The sequence below is a fragment of the Streptomyces sp. LaBMicrA B280 genome (genome assembly GCF_049222185.1).
In the GTDB taxonomy this organism is placed as follows: domain Bacteria; phylum Actinomycetota; class Actinomycetes; order Streptomycetales; family Streptomycetaceae; genus Streptomyces; species Streptomyces murinus.
Window position 1 is genome coordinate 91400 of record NZ_JBMJCT010000012.1, and the last position, 14262, is coordinate 105661.

Below are 14262 nucleotides of genomic sequence, written 5' to 3' on the forward strand. Positions count from 1 at the left end.
CCGCCGCCGCCATTTCAACGGAACGGGTGGCAGGCCGAACGGGGGACTGATTAACCGACAGTGACCATGCGGGGGTGGGCCGGGGTCCGGCCAGGGTTCGACCGGGGATCAGCCGTTGATCATCCCGATGATCGCCCGCACCGCCTCCGCCACCGGCTGTCCGACCGTGCCGACGGTCGCCGCGATCCCGGCGATGGCCATCAGCGCCCGGTGCCGCTCCGGCGCGGGTACGGCGGCGTCGGCGGTCGCGGCCGGCACGGACTCGTCGAGCAGCGCCGCGCTGGGCTCCGGCACCTGCGCCCGCAACTCGGCCACCAGCCGCCGAAGTTCCGCGAGGGCCGCGGCCAGCGCCGGGTCCTGCGCGGTCGGCGCGCCGCCCTGGTTCTTGACGATGCCGATATTGCCGGTGCCGCCGTGCATGTTCACGTTGTCGCCGTAGAAGTAGCTGTCACCGCTCATGAGCTGATCCCCGTGTTTCCGCTGCCGCCGTACATGTTGACGTTGTCCCCGAAGTAGTAGTTCTTCGGCGAGACCGTGAGGCTCTGCACCGTCACCCGGAACTCGGTGTCCGGATGCTCGATGGCGTACGAGAGCTGCTCCACCAGCTGGTCCAGATAGCGCGGGTCCGGGCTGGTGACCAGCGCGGTGGACGCGCCCGAGGTCTCCACCGCGAGGACGAACTGCGGGCTCGCGGTCAGGACACCGATCATGTCGACCAGGAAGAAGATCTCGGCGCCGATGGCGAGGAGCCAGACGAAGACGACGTAACCGGCCGCGCCCGACTGCCCGTCCGAGCCGCCCAGCGCCAGCGCGGGCAGGCTGGGCAGCATCACGAGCATCGCGATGGCGATGGTCCCGGCGCTGTACCGCAGGAACCGCAGCACCGCCTCCTTGCGCCTGGGCCGCAGCACGAAGGAGTACACACGGGCGATGTTGGCCAGCGGATACACCGCCCGCCCGATCCACAGGATCCGCTTGCTGACCCGCAGCTCGAGCATCCTCGGCACCGGGTGCGGCGAGGGCGCGGGAACATCCGGCATGGGCGGCACGGCGGCGGATGGGGCGGGCGGCGTGGTCGGCGGGGCGGATGGCGCGGGTGGTGCGGGTGGCAGGTCCTGGGCGGGGCGCTCCGGCCCTGTGCCGTACTGCATCTGTCGTCCCCCAGAGGTCGGGCAGAACTGACTGCTCGGTGACGCCCATTAACCCGACCCGCGCGCGGCGCTCGCAAGTGGTTAACAACGGCGAGAACCGCGCGCCGAGCACGATCCGGCCCGGCGCGGAACCCGCTCCGGTGGTCCCCGGTGCTCGCGGGGTCAGGCGTTCCCGGTCCTCCGGGTCCTCCGGCGGCGCACGGCGACGCAGCCGGCGGCGGCGAGCACCAGCGCGCCCCCGCCGACCGCGGCGACGGTGCCGACGTGACTGGAGGAACCGGCCGCCCGCGCGCAGTACCGGTCGTGGTCGTCCGCGACCGTGATGGTCAGACGGCCCCGGTCGCCGATCGCCGCGGAGTCCTTGTGCGGCCCGGCGACGTCGACCGGGTAGCGTCCCGGCGCGGTGTCGCAGCCGATGGTGCCCCGGCCCTTCCCGAAGCTGTTCTTCTGCATCTCCATGGTCACGTCCTCGGTGAACGCCGGGGATCTCACGGTGAATCCGCCATCGCCGTCCGCGGCCAGGGAGGTCAGGTCGACGTCGGACGTGACGACGACGGGCGCGCCCTGCTGGAGGGCGCCGCCCGCGTCGCTGTCACTGCCGCCCCCGCGGACGCTGACGCTCAGGCCCGGGCCCTCGGCCGCCGAGGCGGCGTGCGTGCCCGTGAGCCCGATGACGGTCGCGGTGAGCACGGTCGCCGCAGTACGCAGGTACATCGCGGGTACCTCGCCTTCCTGAGAGGGGGTTCAGCCGGCCTTGGGCGGTACGAGCATGTGTTCACGGCCGAGGGTGGTGGAGGTGTCGGCGTAGAGGGTGGTCTCACCGTCCGACCAGCGCACCAGCAGGTCGTCGGGCTCGCCCTGGGTGTAGGCGCCCGCGGTCATCACGGAGGCGTGCGTCCACAACGTGTTGGAGGACAGCATCCGCACTTCCGTTCCCACACCGGAGGGGCTCGCGTCGCGGTAGAGCGAGAGTTCGCCGTCCGACCAGCGCACCACCACGTCCCAATGGGCGCCGCCGGTGAAGTTGCCCGCGGTGAGGATCGTGGCGTGCTCCCAGGTGGCGTTGGGATCCTTGAGCTTGTGCTCGTGGAGGAGGCCGCGGCCGTCCACGTCGGTGTAGAGGGAGAGTTCCCCGTCGACCCAGCGGACCATGAGGTCGTCGGTCCACTTGTTGTCGCTGTAGCGCCCGGCCGTGATCTGGGTGGCGTTCCGCCAGGTGTCATTGGGCTTCTGGAGCTGCGTCTCCTTGGCGAATCCGCCCTTGCCGTCACCGGTGTAGAGGGTGACCTCGCCGTCCACCCAGACCACGAGCAGATCGGAGGAGTCGCTGCCGTTGAAGTCGCCTCCGGCGATCACCTTGGCGTTCTTCCAGGTGTCGGACTTCGTGATCCTCTTCTCGCCGGAGAATCCGCCCTTGCCGTCGCCGCTGTAGAGGGTGACCTCGCCGTCCACCCAGACGACGATCATGTCGGTCCTGCCGTCACCGTCGTAGTCACCGGACGCCATCTTCTTGGCGTTGGTCCACAGGCCGCCGCCGGTGGGGTACATGCTGTAGCCGCGCGGGTATGTCCGCGGTTCGGTGTCGTTCTTCGCGGCGGAGTAGATCTCCAGGGCGCGCTGGTCGTAGGTGACGGCGAAGGAGACGCGGTCGCTGTTGTTCTCCAGACCGCCGCCGTAGTAGCCGCCGAGGTTGCCGATCACGGTGCCGCTGCCGGTGGTGGTGTTCAGGCCGGTGATCCAGGGACTTCCGGAGGTGCCTCCGTAGAAGCCGCCGCACTCCATGCGCAGCTGCCGGTAGCCGGGAAGCTGCCGGGTTGTGACATCCGGGCAGATGATCGGCCGGTTCTCCGGGTTGTGGCTTCCCGGGTAGCCGACCACGGTCACGGTCCGGCCGTAGTCGCCGTTCACCTGGCCGAGTTCGAGAGCGGCACCGACAGCTTTTTGCAGGCTCTTGTCACCGCTGTTGGGGCCGACCCGGGCGAAGGCGTAATCCAGGTCGGAGTAGGCGTCACGGGTGGGGTCGTCGCCCACCTTGTACCAGCGGGAGTCGCGGATCCACTTCTGCACCGGGAACCGGCCGTAGGGAGCGGGGTCGGCCGCCGCGCCGTCGTAGCGGGGCACGAACATGCCTTTGGTGCCGCCCGAGCAGTGCGCGGCGGTCAGGATGACGTTGCCCTGCGGGCTGTCGATGACACTGGCCGAGCAGAAACGCCCCTCCAGCCGATCGGTCGCGGGGTTCTTCACGTAGTGGAAGAAGGTGCCGACGGTGGGAACGCCGCCGAAGTAGTGGCCGTCCTTGGCGGCTGCCGCGGCCGACACCCGTGCGGCGGGCTTTCCGCCGGCGGGCGCCTCGGGGCGGGGCGAGTCCGGTGTGGCCGCGGCCATCCGCTCGGACGTCCAGAATTTCTCGGCCGCTTCACTTGTCCACGGGCCGTCTTCGGCGGCGTCGTCATCGTCGGCGGAGGGCGCGAGCGTGGACGGTGCGGAGGATATGGGCGTCGCCGGGGGAGCGGTGTCGGCGGCGGCGTGCGGGGCGGTCGCCAGGACCAGCGCGCCGGCTGAAAGGAATAACTTATGTATGCGGGTTATGCGCATCGACTTACGTGCTCGCCCTTTCGGTAAGTGCCGAATGATTCCAACGGCTCTCATGTCGCCCTGTGTTGGTCTTCATGATCTTTACATGACGCATTGATTGCGTATAGGGAACATAAAGAGAGGTAGGTCACGGAACCGAGGGGTCTTGTCGCGCATCGCGGAAGGCCGTCCGTGAACTCCCCGCGGAACGGGCCGCCCCCTCGCCGCCCGCCGTTCTTCAAGATCCGGTACGGGATCCGACACCCCGTCCGGCCGGTGACCCGGGCCCGGTGACGGGAGCCCGGTGGGGCGTGGCAGATACTGGGGGGCATGGCTTATGACGATCTTCGCTCCCTGCTGCGGGCCCTGGAGCGCGAGGGAGACCTCAAGCGCATCAAGGCCGAGGTCGACCCCTACCTGGAAATCGGGGAGATCGTCGACCGGGTGCAGAAGTCCGGCGGCCCCGCGCTGCTCTTCGAGAACGTCAAGGGCTCGGCGATGCCGCTGGCCATGAACGTCTTCGGTACCGACCGCCGCCTGCTGAAGGCGCTCGGCCTGAAGTCGTACGGCGACATCTCCGACAAGATCGGCGGACTGCTGCGCCCCGAGCTGCCGCACGGCTTCGTCGGCGTGCGCGAGGCGTTCGGCAAGCTGGGCGCGATGGCCCATGTGCCGCCGAGGAAGATCAAGGAAGCGCCGGTCCAGGAAGTCGTCCTGCACGGCGACGACGTCGACCTCGACCGGCTCCCCGCGCTGTTCACCTGGCCCGAGGACGGCGGCTCCTTCTTCAACCTGGGTCTGACCCACACCAAGGACCCCGAGAGCGGCGTGCGCAACCTCGGGCTGTACCGCCTCCAGCGCCATGACAAGCGCACCATCGGCATGCACTGGCAGATCCACAAGGACAGCCGCAACCACTACCAGGTGGCCGCCCGCCGGGGCGAGCGGCTGCCCGTCGCCATCGCCTTCGGCTGCCCCCCGGCCGTCACCTACGCCTCCACCGCGCCGCTGCCCGGCGACATCGACGAGTACCTGTTCGCCGGGTTCCTCGCGGGCAAGCGGATCGAGATGGTCGACTGCAAGACCGTGCCGCTCCAGGTCCCGGCCAACGCCGAGGTCGTCCTGGAGGGCTGGCTGGAGCCCGGCGAGATGCTGCCCGAGGGCCCGTTCGGCGACCACACCGGCTTCTACACCCCGCAGGAGCCGTTCCCCGCGCTGAAGATCGACTGCGTGACGATGCGCAGGCGGCCGCTGCTCCAGTCGATCGTGGTCGGCCGCCCGCCCACCGAGGACGGCCCGCTCGGCCGTGCCACGGAACGCTTCTTCCTGCCGCTGCTGAAGATCATCGTCCCGGACATCGTGGACTACCACCTGCCCGAGGCCGGCGGCTTCCACAACTGCGCGATCGTCTCGATCGACAAGAAGTACCCGAAGCACGCGCAGAAGGTCATGCACGCCGTCTGGGGGGCGCACATGATGTCCCTCACCAAGCTGATCGTGGTCGTGGACGCCGACTGCGATGTCCACGATCTGCACGAGGTCGCCTGGCGCGCCCTCGGCAACACCGACTACGCCCGTGACCTCACGGTCGTCGAAGGCCCCGTCGACCATCTCGACCACGCCTCCTACCAGCAGTTCTGGGGCGGCAAGGCCGGGATCGACGCCACCCGGAAATGGCCGGAGGAGGGCTACACGCGCGACGGCGGGTGGCCGGAGATGGTCCTGTCGGACCCGGATACGGCCGAACGGGTGACTCGGCGCTGGAAGGAATACGGACTGTGAGCAGCGAAGCCATGATCGAGGGCGGGGGCGCGAAGGACGGTCCCCGCCGCCGCGGGGGTGTTCCGGCCTTCCTGCGGCTGGTGATGATCGAACACTCGGTCTTCGCGCTCCCCTTCGCCTACATCGCCTCCCTGACGGCGATGTACACGCTGGACAAGAACATCCACTGGGCCCGGCTGCTGCTGGTCACGATCTGCATGGTCGGCCTGCGCACCTTCGCGATGGCCGTGAACCGGATCATCGACCGGGAGATCGACGCCCGTAACCCGCGCACCGCGCACCGCGAGCTGGTGACCGGCGCGATGTCGGTGCGGCACGCCTGGACCGGCGCGTTCGTCGCCCTGGTGGTCTTCCTGGGCGCCGCCGCGCTCCTGAACCCGCTGTGCCTGGCCCTCGCGCCCATCGCGGTGATCCCGATGGTGGTCTACCCCTACGGGAAGCGGTTCACGAACTTCCCGCAGGCCATCCTGGGTATCGCCCAGGCCATGGGCCCCATCGGCGGCTGGCTCGCGATCACCGGCAGCTGGTCCTGGGACGCGGTGATCCTCGGCCTCGCCGTCGGCATCTGGATCGGCGGCTTCGACCTGATCTACGCCTGCCAGGACGTGGAGACCGACCGGGCCATCGGCGTGAAGTCGGTCCCGGCCCGTTTCGGCATCCCGGCCGCGATCTGGGGCGCCCGCGCCTGCCATACGATCACCACCGCGCTGTTCGTCTGGTACGCCCTCGCCACCCACGCCGGTGCCTTCTTCTGGCTCGGCCTGGTCGTCGTGGCCGGCGCGTTCCTCTACGAGCACCGGATCGTGCGCCCGCACGACCTGTCCCGGCTCAACCGGGCGTTCTTCAGCGTCAACGGATTCATCGGCATCGCCCTTTTCGTGTGTGCTCTGCTGGACCTGCTGGTCCGGGGCCTGACCGTCTGAACCCGGGGCGCACGCCCGCGTCTTGCCCCCACCCGGCCTGAGCCCGGGTGGGCACGCCGGTACGCTCAAGGTGTGAACGCAGGAGAAACGCGGCGCGTGCCTTGGATCGTGGGGGTGTCCGGTGCTTCCGGAACGCCGTATGCGGCTGCCGTGCTGCGGGCGCTGCTGGCGGCGGGCGAGGCCGTCGACCTGGTGGTCAGCCGGGCCTCCCGGCTGACCCTGCTGGACGAGACGGGGATCTCGTTCCGGGACGCCCATTGGCAGGAGGACCTGCGGGAATGGCTGGCCCGCGGGGCCGACGGAAAGCCCGGGACCTTCGCGGCGGACGTCAGCGGAGTGCGGTACTGGAACGCGGGCGATCTCGCGGCGGGCCCCTCCTCGGGGTCGTACCCGGCCAAGGGCATGCTCATCGTGCCGGCCTCCACGGCCTGTGTGGCGGGGGTCGCGCTGGGCCTGTCCAAGGACCTGCTCCAGCGCACGGCGAGCGTCACCCTGAAGGAACGCCGCACGCTCGTCGTCGCCGTCCGGGAGACCCCGCTGAACGGCCAGACCCTGCGGCATCTCGTCGCCCTGGACGACGCCGGCGCCTCGGTCGTCCCCGCCTCGCCCGCCTTCTACGCGGGCGCCACGCACATCCAGGATCTGGTGGACTTCGTCGCCGGGCGGGTGCTGGACGCGGCGGGCGTCGAGCACGGGCTGTACCGGCGCTGGCGGGGCGAACTGGGCGGTGGCGCGGACCAGCCGTGACCGGCGGTCGGCCGTGACCGGGCAGGTGCTTTACCTTTCATCACTCCGGAACTCTTCAGCGGAAGGCTTCGATCGCATGGACGCGGTGGACAGGCAGCTCATCCAGGCCCTCAGGGAGAACGGCCGGGCCTCCTACGCGGAGCTGGGGCGCCTTGTCGGACTGTCGGGACCCAGCGTCACCGACCGCATCAACCGGCTGGAGGCGGCCGGTGTCATCACCGGTTACCGCGCGACGGTCGACTCGGCCTCCCTCGGTCTCGGCGTCACCGCCCTGATCGGCATCTCGCTCTCCGACGCGGCCGACCACGAGGACGTGGCGCAGCGGCTGCGGGACCTCAAGGAGATCGAGGACTGCTGGTTCATCGCCGGTGACGACTCCTTCATGCTGAAGGCGCGCGCGGCCGACGTGGACGGCCTGGAGCGGATCATCCGCAGACTCAGCGGGACCAAGGGCGTCTCGCGGACCCGTACCACCATCGTGCTGTCCACGAAGTGGGAGAACCGGGTCGGGGAGCTGCCCGAAGAGGTCTAGGGATACCGTAGGCCGAGCTGTCGTAGAAAGGTGTTGGCATGGACGTCGGGCTCAAGCGCGCGCTGGAGGAGAAGGTCCGCTCCGGTGAGCGGCTGACCCGCGAGGACGGCATCGCGCTGTACGAGTCGGACGACCTGGCCTGGCTCGGTGGTCTGGCGCACGAGGTGCGGACGCGCAAGAACGGCGACGTCGTGCACTTCAACGTCAACCGGCACCTGAACATGACGAACGTGTGCACGGCCTCCTGCGCGTACTGCTCCTTCCAGCGCAAGCCGGGGGAGAAGGACGCGTACACGATGCGCATCGAGGAGGCCGTCAAGCTCGCCAAGGCGATGGAGACGGAGAACCTCACCGAGCTGCACATCGTCAACGGGCTGCACCCGAGCCTGCCGTGGCGCTACTACCCGAGGTCGCTGCGCGAGCTGAAGGCGGCGCTGCCGAACGTCTCCCTCAAGGCGTTCACGGCGACGGAGATCCACCACTTCGAGACGATCTCCGGTCTCACGGCGTCCGAGATCCTGGACGAGCTGATCGACGCGGGCCTGGAGTCGCTGACCGGTGGCGGCGCGGAGATCTTCGACTGGGAGGTCCGCCAGCACATCGTGGACCACCGGACGCACTGGGAGGACTGGTCCCGGATCCACCGCCTCGCGCACGAGAAGGGCCTGAAGACCCCGGCCACGATGCTGTACGGCCATATCGAGGAGCCGCGGCACCGGGTCGACCACGTGCTGCGCCTGCGCGAGTTGCAGGACGAGACGGGCGGCTTCCAGGTCTTCATCCCGCTGCGCTACCAGCACGACTTCGTGGACATGAAGGACGGCAAGGTCCGCAACAAGCTCCAGGCGCGGACCACGATGGCGACCGGCGCCGAGGCCCTGAAGACCTTCGCGGTCTCCCGGCTGCTGTTCGACAACGTCCCGCATGTGAAGGTCTTCTGGGTCATGCACGGCGTCCAGACGGCGCAGCTGGCCCTTCAGCACGGCGCGGACGACATGGACGGCTCGGTCGTCGAGTACAAGATCACTCACGACGCGGACAACTACGGCACGCCGAACAAGCTGACCCGCGAGGACCTCCTGGACCTCATCCGCGACGCCGGTTTCCGCCCCGTGGAGCGCAACACGCGCTACGAGATCATCCGCGAGTACGACGCGGCGGACCCGGCGCGCAGGGACTCTCCCCAGCCGATGCGCCTCTGACGCCCTTCTGTCCCACCCGCCCACCCGTCTCGGTCTGCTGACGGGTGGGCGCACGCACGTACCAACGGGGGGCTGCCGGGCGCCCGGTCACTTCTCGACCGGGGCGAGTGCTCCCGCTCAGGGGCGTGGGGAACTGCGCGATCGACCACGGTCTGCCCGCACCCGGGCCGATGCGCGCGGGCGGGCCGATGCGCGCGGGCGGTCGGTGACTTTTCGGCCGGGCCGGGGCGAGTGGTCCTCCCAGGGACGCGGGGAACTACGCGCCCGGCCGCACCAGACTCGCACCCGACCCGGACCCGACCCGCGCGCGATCACTCCACCCCGCGCTCGTGTCGGAGCGGGTTCCGAAGGGCGCGGCGTGGGGACGCGGAACGTTCCCGTCCCCCCGCCAACCGGGCGGACGCGGCGGCATGGCGCGAAGGTCCGAAGGGGGCGTGGCCGGAGACTGGGGGCCCGGAGCCAGGCAGGAGAGAGCATGGACGACCGCAGCTCCCCGGGCACCCGGGGTTCCGTGACCGCCGCCGCGGACCGGGGAGCCGGCAACCGGGCCGGGGTGCTGGGCACCGCACTCGCCGGAGTGCTCGCGTTCGCGCTCTCCGCCGGCTCGTGGCAGTGGTTCTCCACCTACATCGGCATCACCCTGCTCACGGTGGTCCTCGCCTTCACCAGCCCCCCGGCCCCCATGCCGGGCACGCGGTCCGGCTACGCGCGGAGCCTGGCGGTCCAGTCGCTGGTCATCGGCCTGTGCGTGGCCCTCGCGCTGGCCCCCGCCCTGCAGCGCTGGCCCTGGCTCCTGCCGATGCCGGGCACCCGTACCGAGTGCGCCCACCTGGGCGACTACGCGGCGCTCCAGGCCGAGGCGGCCCTGGGTGATCTGGGCGGCCGAGGCGGCGCCGCGCTGTCGTACGCGCGGCAGGACCAGAGCCGGCACGCCGTCGACGACTGCCTCTCCGCCACGACGACGCTCTGGCTGCCGCTGTACGCGCTGGGGGCCGCCCTCCTGACGGCGCTCGGCATCTGGTGGGTGACCAGGCGGACGGCCACCGGGACCCGGTGAGCCGCCCCCTGCCCCCGGGGTACTCGGCAAACATGCCCCCGACCCCCGAGGACGCCTACACCGCCGCCCCCTTCGTCCCCGCCCGCGGTGGGCTCGGCGCCCTGCGCGCGGCGGCGGCCGACTGCCGTGGCTGTCCCCTGCACGCCCCCGCGACGCAGACCGTCTTCGGCGAGGGGGACAGGGACGCCCGGGTGATGCTCGTGGGGGAGCAGCCCGGTGATCAGGAGGACCGGCAGGGCAGGCCCTTCGTGGGGCCCGCGGGACATCTGCTGCGCAAGGCGCTGGAGGAGGCCGGACTGGATCCGGCGCAGGCGTACGTCACCAACGCGGTCAAGCACTTCAAGTTCGCGCGGTCGGAGCCGGGCAAGCGCAGGATCCACCGTGCCCCCACCCTGCGGGAGATGTCGGCCTGCGCGCCCTGGCTGGCGCGGGAACTGGCTCTCGTCGAGCCCGAGTTGATCGTGATCCTCGGTGCCACCGCGGGCAAGGCGCTGCTCGGCTCCTCCTTCCGGGTCGGCCGGGTGCGCGGCACCGTCATCGAGCAGGACCTCCACGGCCGCCCCGAACGCCTGCTCCCCACCGTGCACCCCTCGTCCGTGCTCCGCGCCGAGGACCGCGACGCCGCCTACCAGGGCTTTCTCGCCGATCTGAAAATCGCCGCACGCACCCTCGGGTAATAGATACGATGCGCCGGTGACCCTTACTTTTACCCTGGAACCCCCCATCACCCCCGCCCTGCGCGACGACCTCCTCGACCTCTGGACGGACGTGTCGAACGCGGGCGGCGCCGTCGGTTTCGTCCCGCCGGTCCACCGCGAGGAGATACGGCCCGAGCTGGTACGCCACTTCGTGCACATGGCGGAGGGCCGCACCCGGCTCCTCGTCGGCCGGGACGGGCGGGGTACGACCGCCGCCGCCGCGTTCCTCACCGGGAACCCGCAGCATCTGAACGCCCACTGGCTGTCGCTGTACTCCGTGATGGTCCACCCCCGCCACCAGGGCAAGGGCTACGGCCGCGACCTGCTCGCCGCCGCCGAGGACGCGGCCCGCGCGACGCCCGGCATCGAGGCCATCCGCCTGTCCTGCCGCGGCGGCCACGGCCTGGAGCGCTTCTACGGCTCCTGCGGCTACAAGGAGGTCGGCCGCGTCCCCGGCGCCGTCCGCGTCGCCCCGGACGACGACCGCGACGAGATCTTCATGCTGCTGTCCCTCGGCTGACCGCCTCGCCCCCGCAGACCCCGCTGCATGATCGCCCACGAGGCATGCTTCACTGGAGATGACCCCTTTTGGAATCGGACGAGTGGATTGAGATGCTCCGCTACACGCTGAAGCGCCTCGGTATCTTCGTGGGCTGCCTCTTGGTCGTCTGGGGAGCCGTCTACTCCGGCATCTTCCCGCGCGGCTTCGGCAACTCCAACGGTCTGTGGATCGCCCTGCTCGCGCTGGTCGTCTCGGCGCCGATCAGCTGGGTCGTGCTGCGCAAGGAGCGGGACCGGGCCTCGATGCACGTGGTCGGCCGGGTCGACCGCATGAAGGCGAACCTGGAGGCGAACCGCAGCCAGGAGGACATCGCCGACGACAGCGCGCGGGCGCAGAGCCAGCCGTCGTAGGCGACCCCCCTCACCCGTAGCCGTACCCGGCACCGGCCACCGGGGATGAACAAGATCGTCAAAGGCCGGGTGGCGGCCCCGGTGTCCCTCTAGTCTTGCCCTCATGGGTGGCGGCAGGACCAGACGGATGCCGAGGGCGGAGCGCGAGCGGCAGATGCTCGACGCCGCCGTGGAGATCATCGCCCGGCACGGATACACGGCCGCGTCGATGGACGAGATAGCCGAACTGGCGGGCGTCTCCAAGCCGTTGGTCTATCTCTACCTCAACTCCAAGGACGACCTCTTCACCGCGTGCATCCGCCGCGAGGCCGCCGCCCTGACCGAGGCCGTGCGGGCGGCGGTGCGTCCCGCCCTTCCCGCCGACCGCCAGCTCTGGGACGGTGTGCAGGCGTTCTTCACCTACACCGCCGAGCACCCCGACGGCTGGACCGTCCTCCATCTCCAGGCCCGCACCCACGGCCCCCGGTTCGCCGCCGAGGCCGACGCCCTGCGCGCGGAGATGATCGCCTTCGTCACCCGTCTGATCGCGGCCGCCGCCCAGGAGTCCCCGCACTCCCGTGATCTGCCCGCCCGGGAGATCGAGGGCCTCGCCGTGGCCCTGGTCGGCGCCGCCGAATCCCTGGCCGACCGGACCAACACCACCCCCGCCGCCCAGGCCGCCGCCACGCTGATGGACTTCGCCTGGTCCGGCCTCGGCAATCTGATGTCCGGCAACCGCTGGGCGCCGCCGGGGACGGCATCCCCGGCCGCCGTCCGTCAGTGACGGGCCTCGCCCGCCGATCCGGCGGCCGGTGCGGGAGCGGGCGCGGTCTTCGGGGGGTGCGGGGGGCGGCGTTGCAGCAGCACGAACCACACCGCGCCCGCCAGCGCCACCGCCGCCGCGATGTAGAAGTTGAGACGCAGGCCCAGGAAGTACTGGGAGTAGTCGACGCGCAGCGACTCCTCGAAGACGCGGAACGCGGAGTACCCGGCGACGTAGAGGGGGAACAGGCCGCCCGCGCGGATCCGGCCGCTACGGCCCAGGCGGATCAGGAGGGCCGCCAGGAGGAGGTTCCAGATCAGTTCGTAGAGGAAGGTGGGGTGGAAGGTGGCGTTGTGGAGGTATCCCGCGGGGCGGTACGCGGGGTCGATCTCCAGGCCCCAGGGCAGGCTGGTCGGGCCGCCGAACAGCTCCTGGTTGAAGTAGTTGCCGATACGGCCGACGGCCTGCGCGATCAGCAGGCAGGGGGCCAGCGCGTCCATCATCCCGGCGACCGAGGCGCCCGCCCGCCGCAGCCGCCACACGCAGACCACCGTGGCCAGGGCGACCCCGCCCCAGATCCCCAGCCCGCCGTCCCACACCGCCAGCGGACCCCACCAGTGCGGCGGGATGTCCTTCGGCGTGGTCAGGTCGAAGTAGATCCGGCCGCCCAGGATGCCGAACGGCACCCCCCACATCGCGACCTCGTCCACCAGCTCCGGGTCCCCGCCCGCGGCCTGCCAGCGGCGCCGGCCCAGGTAGACGGCGAGGGCGATGCCCACGACGTACATCAGGCCGTAGAAGTGGATGTACAGGGGCCCCAGGTGGAAACCGTTCACCGAGGGGGAGGGAATGGCGGCTAGCAGCATGGGACGAGGGTACGTGGGCCCGCTCTTACCGGGCCCGGCCCTCAGGCGTCCCGCGCCCCCGCGCCCACCCGCCCCGACAGATGCACCCGGCCGTCCCCGCCCCGCAGCTCGAACCGGCCGTCCTCCGGCGCCGCGCCGTACCGCACCACCCCCGGCAGCGGCACCGGCGCCCGGAACTCCACCCGTACCGCGTCGACGTCCCCGTACTCCGCGAGGCACCGCGCCGCCGTCCACATGCCGTGCGCGATCGCGCGGGGGAAGCCGAAGAGGCGGGCGGTGAGGCGGGTGAGGTGGATGGGGTTGCGGTCGCCCGAGGCGGCGGCGTAGGCGCGGCCCAGATCGCCGGGCACGTCCCAGGAGGCGAGGGGCGGGAGAGGGGCCGACGGCTCCGGGGGAGGGGCGGGCGTGCTCCCGTCCGGCGTCCGGTGCCGGGACAGATATGTGCTGCGGGACTCCCACACCGGCTCCCCGGCCAGCCGCGCCCGCGTCACCACCGTCGCTTCCGTACCGCGCCGGTGCGGGGCCAGCCCCGAGACGTACACGGTGAGTTCGTACGACCCCGACACGGGCAGCGGCGCGTGCCGGACGAGGTCGACCGAGGTATGCACCAGCCCCAGCAGCGGGAGCGGGAAGTCCCGGGCGCCGAGCAGGCGCATCGCCAGCGGGAAGGCGAGGACATGGGGGTAGGGGAGCGGGAGGTGGCCCAAGGGGGCGGGGAAGGCGCACAGGCGGGCGTACCTCGCCAGCCGGTCCGGGTCCGCGCGCACCCCCGGCAGCACCAGCCGGGTGTCCGGGTACGACGCCCCGGCCGACGGCCGCTTTCCCGGCGAGCGCAGCGCACCGGCCGCCAACACCGGCCCCAGCGCGGGTGACTTGGTGAGGACGGTCGACATCAAACCCTCCGAAGACGGGAACAAATGCGTTACCGAGCGGTAAAGTTACCGCAGGTAAGTCCAGGTCGGCCAGTGCCGGAAGTCCGCCGGAAGCCGCGACCGCCCCGCACCACCCCGCCCCCGGACCAACTCCGGACCACCCCCGGACCGTCCCCGGACCGTCCCCGGAACCGCACAAAGCCC

At 71.0% G+C, this 14262-nt stretch carries 16 protein-coding genes; 10 read left to right on the plus strand and 6 right to left on the minus strand.

Annotated features, from left to right (window positions below; all coding sequences use genetic code 11):
- Positions 1-108 precede the first annotated feature (108 nt).
- The 4 genes from ACLF5H_RS13255 to ACLF5H_RS13270 form a co-directional block, all read right to left on the minus strand.
- On the minus strand, positions 109-459 hold the full coding sequence (locus ACLF5H_RS13255) for a hypothetical protein (protein WP_086812658.1): 351 nt from the start codon (positions 457-459) through the stop codon (positions 109-111).
- Positions 456-1040, minus strand: a complete 585-nt coding sequence (locus ACLF5H_RS13260; protein ID WP_421676259.1) for a DUF6232 family protein — start codon at positions 1038-1040, stop codon at positions 456-458. Before ACLF5H_RS13260 ends, ACLF5H_RS13255 begins: the two co-directional genes overlap by 4 nt.
- A gap of 273 nt (positions 1041-1313) precedes the next feature.
- Positions 1314-1865, minus strand: a complete 552-nt coding sequence (locus tag ACLF5H_RS13265; RefSeq protein ID WP_421676260.1) for a hypothetical protein — start codon at positions 1863-1865, stop codon at positions 1314-1316.
- Positions 1866-1895: 30 nt separating this feature from the next.
- Positions 1896-3536: an FG-GAP-like repeat-containing protein gene (locus ACLF5H_RS13270; RefSeq protein ID WP_421676261.1), complete on the minus strand. Its 1641-nt coding sequence runs from the start codon at positions 3534-3536 to the stop codon at positions 1896-1898.
- Between the two features lie 519 nt (positions 3537-4055).
- Here ACLF5H_RS13270 and ACLF5H_RS13275 point away from each other — a divergent pair.
- The 10 genes from ACLF5H_RS13275 to ACLF5H_RS13320 all read left to right on the plus strand — a co-directional run bounded on the left by ACLF5H_RS13275 (position 4056) and on the right by ACLF5H_RS13320 (position 12341).
- Positions 4056-5507: a menaquinone biosynthesis decarboxylase gene (locus tag ACLF5H_RS13275; protein WP_085566022.1), complete on the plus strand. Its 1452-nt coding sequence runs from the start codon at positions 4056-4058 to the stop codon at positions 5505-5507.
- An 11-nt stretch (positions 5508-5518) separates the two neighbouring features.
- Positions 5519-6430 (plus strand): menaquinone biosynthesis prenyltransferase MqnP, encoded by a 912-nt coding sequence (mqnP, locus tag ACLF5H_RS13280; protein WP_421676334.1) that lies wholly within the window; start codon positions 5519-5521, stop codon positions 6428-6430.
- A 96-nt stretch (positions 6431-6526) separates the two neighbouring features.
- Complete coding sequence (locus tag ACLF5H_RS13285; RefSeq protein ID WP_421676262.1) at positions 6527-7177, plus strand: UbiX family flavin prenyltransferase; 651 nt, start codon at positions 6527-6529, stop codon at positions 7175-7177.
- A gap of 76 nt (positions 7178-7253) precedes the next feature.
- Positions 7254-7709, plus strand: coding sequence for an Lrp/AsnC family transcriptional regulator (locus ACLF5H_RS13290; RefSeq protein WP_037658649.1), 456 nt, complete (start codon positions 7254-7256; stop codon positions 7707-7709).
- Between the two features lie 38 nt (positions 7710-7747).
- Positions 7748-8911, plus strand: a complete 1164-nt coding sequence (gene mqnE / locus ACLF5H_RS13295) for an aminofutalosine synthase MqnE (RefSeq protein WP_421676263.1) — start codon at positions 7748-7750, stop codon at positions 8909-8911.
- A gap of 475 nt (positions 8912-9386) precedes the next feature.
- Positions 9387-9968, plus strand: coding sequence for a hypothetical protein (locus ACLF5H_RS13300; protein ID WP_421676264.1), 582 nt, complete (start codon positions 9387-9389; stop codon positions 9966-9968).
- 32 nt (positions 9969-10000) lie between these two features.
- Positions 10001-10645 carry a UdgX family uracil-DNA binding protein gene (locus tag ACLF5H_RS13305; protein WP_421676265.1) on the plus strand — a complete coding sequence of 215 codons (645 nt, stop codon included), beginning with the start codon at positions 10001-10003 and terminating at the stop codon, positions 10643-10645.
- A 16-nt stretch (positions 10646-10661) separates the two neighbouring features.
- Positions 10662-11186, plus strand: coding sequence for a GNAT family N-acetyltransferase (locus tag ACLF5H_RS13310; RefSeq protein WP_421676266.1), 525 nt, complete (start codon positions 10662-10664; stop codon positions 11184-11186).
- 92 nt (positions 11187-11278) lie between these two features.
- Positions 11279-11578: a DUF4229 domain-containing protein gene (locus tag ACLF5H_RS13315; protein ID WP_421676267.1), complete on the plus strand. Its 300-nt coding sequence runs from the start codon at positions 11279-11281 to the stop codon at positions 11576-11578.
- Positions 11579-11681: 103 nt separating this feature from the next.
- Positions 11682-12341 carry a TetR/AcrR family transcriptional regulator gene (locus tag ACLF5H_RS13320; RefSeq protein ID WP_421676268.1) on the plus strand — a complete coding sequence of 220 codons (660 nt, stop codon included), beginning with the start codon at positions 11682-11684 and terminating at the stop codon, positions 12339-12341.
- Here ACLF5H_RS13320 and lgt read toward each other — a convergent pair.
- Positions 12335-13186 (minus strand): prolipoprotein diacylglyceryl transferase, encoded by an 852-nt coding sequence (gene lgt / locus ACLF5H_RS13325; RefSeq protein ID WP_421676269.1) that lies wholly within the window; start codon positions 13184-13186, stop codon positions 12335-12337. The two genes, ACLF5H_RS13320 and lgt, sit on opposite strands and share 7 nt — an antisense overlap.
- A 41-nt stretch (positions 13187-13227) precedes the next feature.
- Complete coding sequence (locus ACLF5H_RS13330) at positions 13228-14079, minus strand: MaoC family dehydratase (protein ID WP_421676270.1); 852 nt, start codon at positions 14077-14079, stop codon at positions 13228-13230.
- Between the last annotated feature and the right edge of the window lie 183 nt (positions 14080-14262).

Excerpts from the sequence above, each read along its gene's own strand:
- ACLF5H_RS13255 (WP_086812658.1), bottom strand. The coding sequence starts at position 459 with ATGAGCGGTGACAGCTACTTCTACGGCGACAACGTGAACATGCACGGC.
- ACLF5H_RS13260 (WP_421676259.1), bottom strand. The coding sequence starts at position 1,040 with ATGCCGGATGTTCCCGCGCCCTCGCCGCACCCGGTGCCGAGGATGCTC.
- ACLF5H_RS13265 (WP_421676260.1), bottom strand. The coding sequence starts at position 1,865 with ATGTACCTGCGTACTGCGGCGACCGTGCTCACCGCGACCGTCATCGGG.
- ACLF5H_RS13270 (WP_421676261.1), bottom strand. The coding sequence starts at position 3,536 with ATGGCCGCGGCCACACCGGACTCGCCCCGCCCCGAGGCGCCCGCCGGC.
- ACLF5H_RS13275 (WP_085566022.1), top strand. The coding sequence starts at position 4,056 with ATGGCTTATGACGATCTTCGCTCCCTGCTGCGGGCCCTGGAGCGCGAG.
- mqnP (WP_421676334.1), top strand. The coding sequence starts at position 5,519 with ATGATCGAGGGCGGGGGCGCGAAGGACGGTCCCCGCCGCCGCGGGGGT.
- ACLF5H_RS13290 (WP_037658649.1), top strand. The coding sequence starts at position 7,254 with ATGGACGCGGTGGACAGGCAGCTCATCCAGGCCCTCAGGGAGAACGGC.
- mqnE (WP_421676263.1), top strand. The coding sequence starts at position 7,748 with ATGGACGTCGGGCTCAAGCGCGCGCTGGAGGAGAAGGTCCGCTCCGGT.
- ACLF5H_RS13300 (WP_421676264.1), top strand. The coding sequence starts at position 9,387 with ATGGACGACCGCAGCTCCCCGGGCACCCGGGGTTCCGTGACCGCCGCC.
- ACLF5H_RS13305 (WP_421676265.1), top strand. The coding sequence starts at position 10,001 with ATGCCCCCGACCCCCGAGGACGCCTACACCGCCGCCCCCTTCGTCCCC.
- ACLF5H_RS13315 (WP_421676267.1), top strand. The coding sequence starts at position 11,279 with ATGCTCCGCTACACGCTGAAGCGCCTCGGTATCTTCGTGGGCTGCCTC.
- ACLF5H_RS13320 (WP_421676268.1), top strand. The coding sequence starts at position 11,682 with ATGGGTGGCGGCAGGACCAGACGGATGCCGAGGGCGGAGCGCGAGCGG.
- lgt (WP_421676269.1), bottom strand. The coding sequence starts at position 13,186 with ATGCTGCTAGCCGCCATTCCCTCCCCCTCGGTGAACGGTTTCCACCTG.
- ACLF5H_RS13330 (WP_421676270.1), bottom strand. The coding sequence starts at position 14,079 with ATGTCGACCGTCCTCACCAAGTCACCCGCGCTGGGGCCGGTGTTGGCG.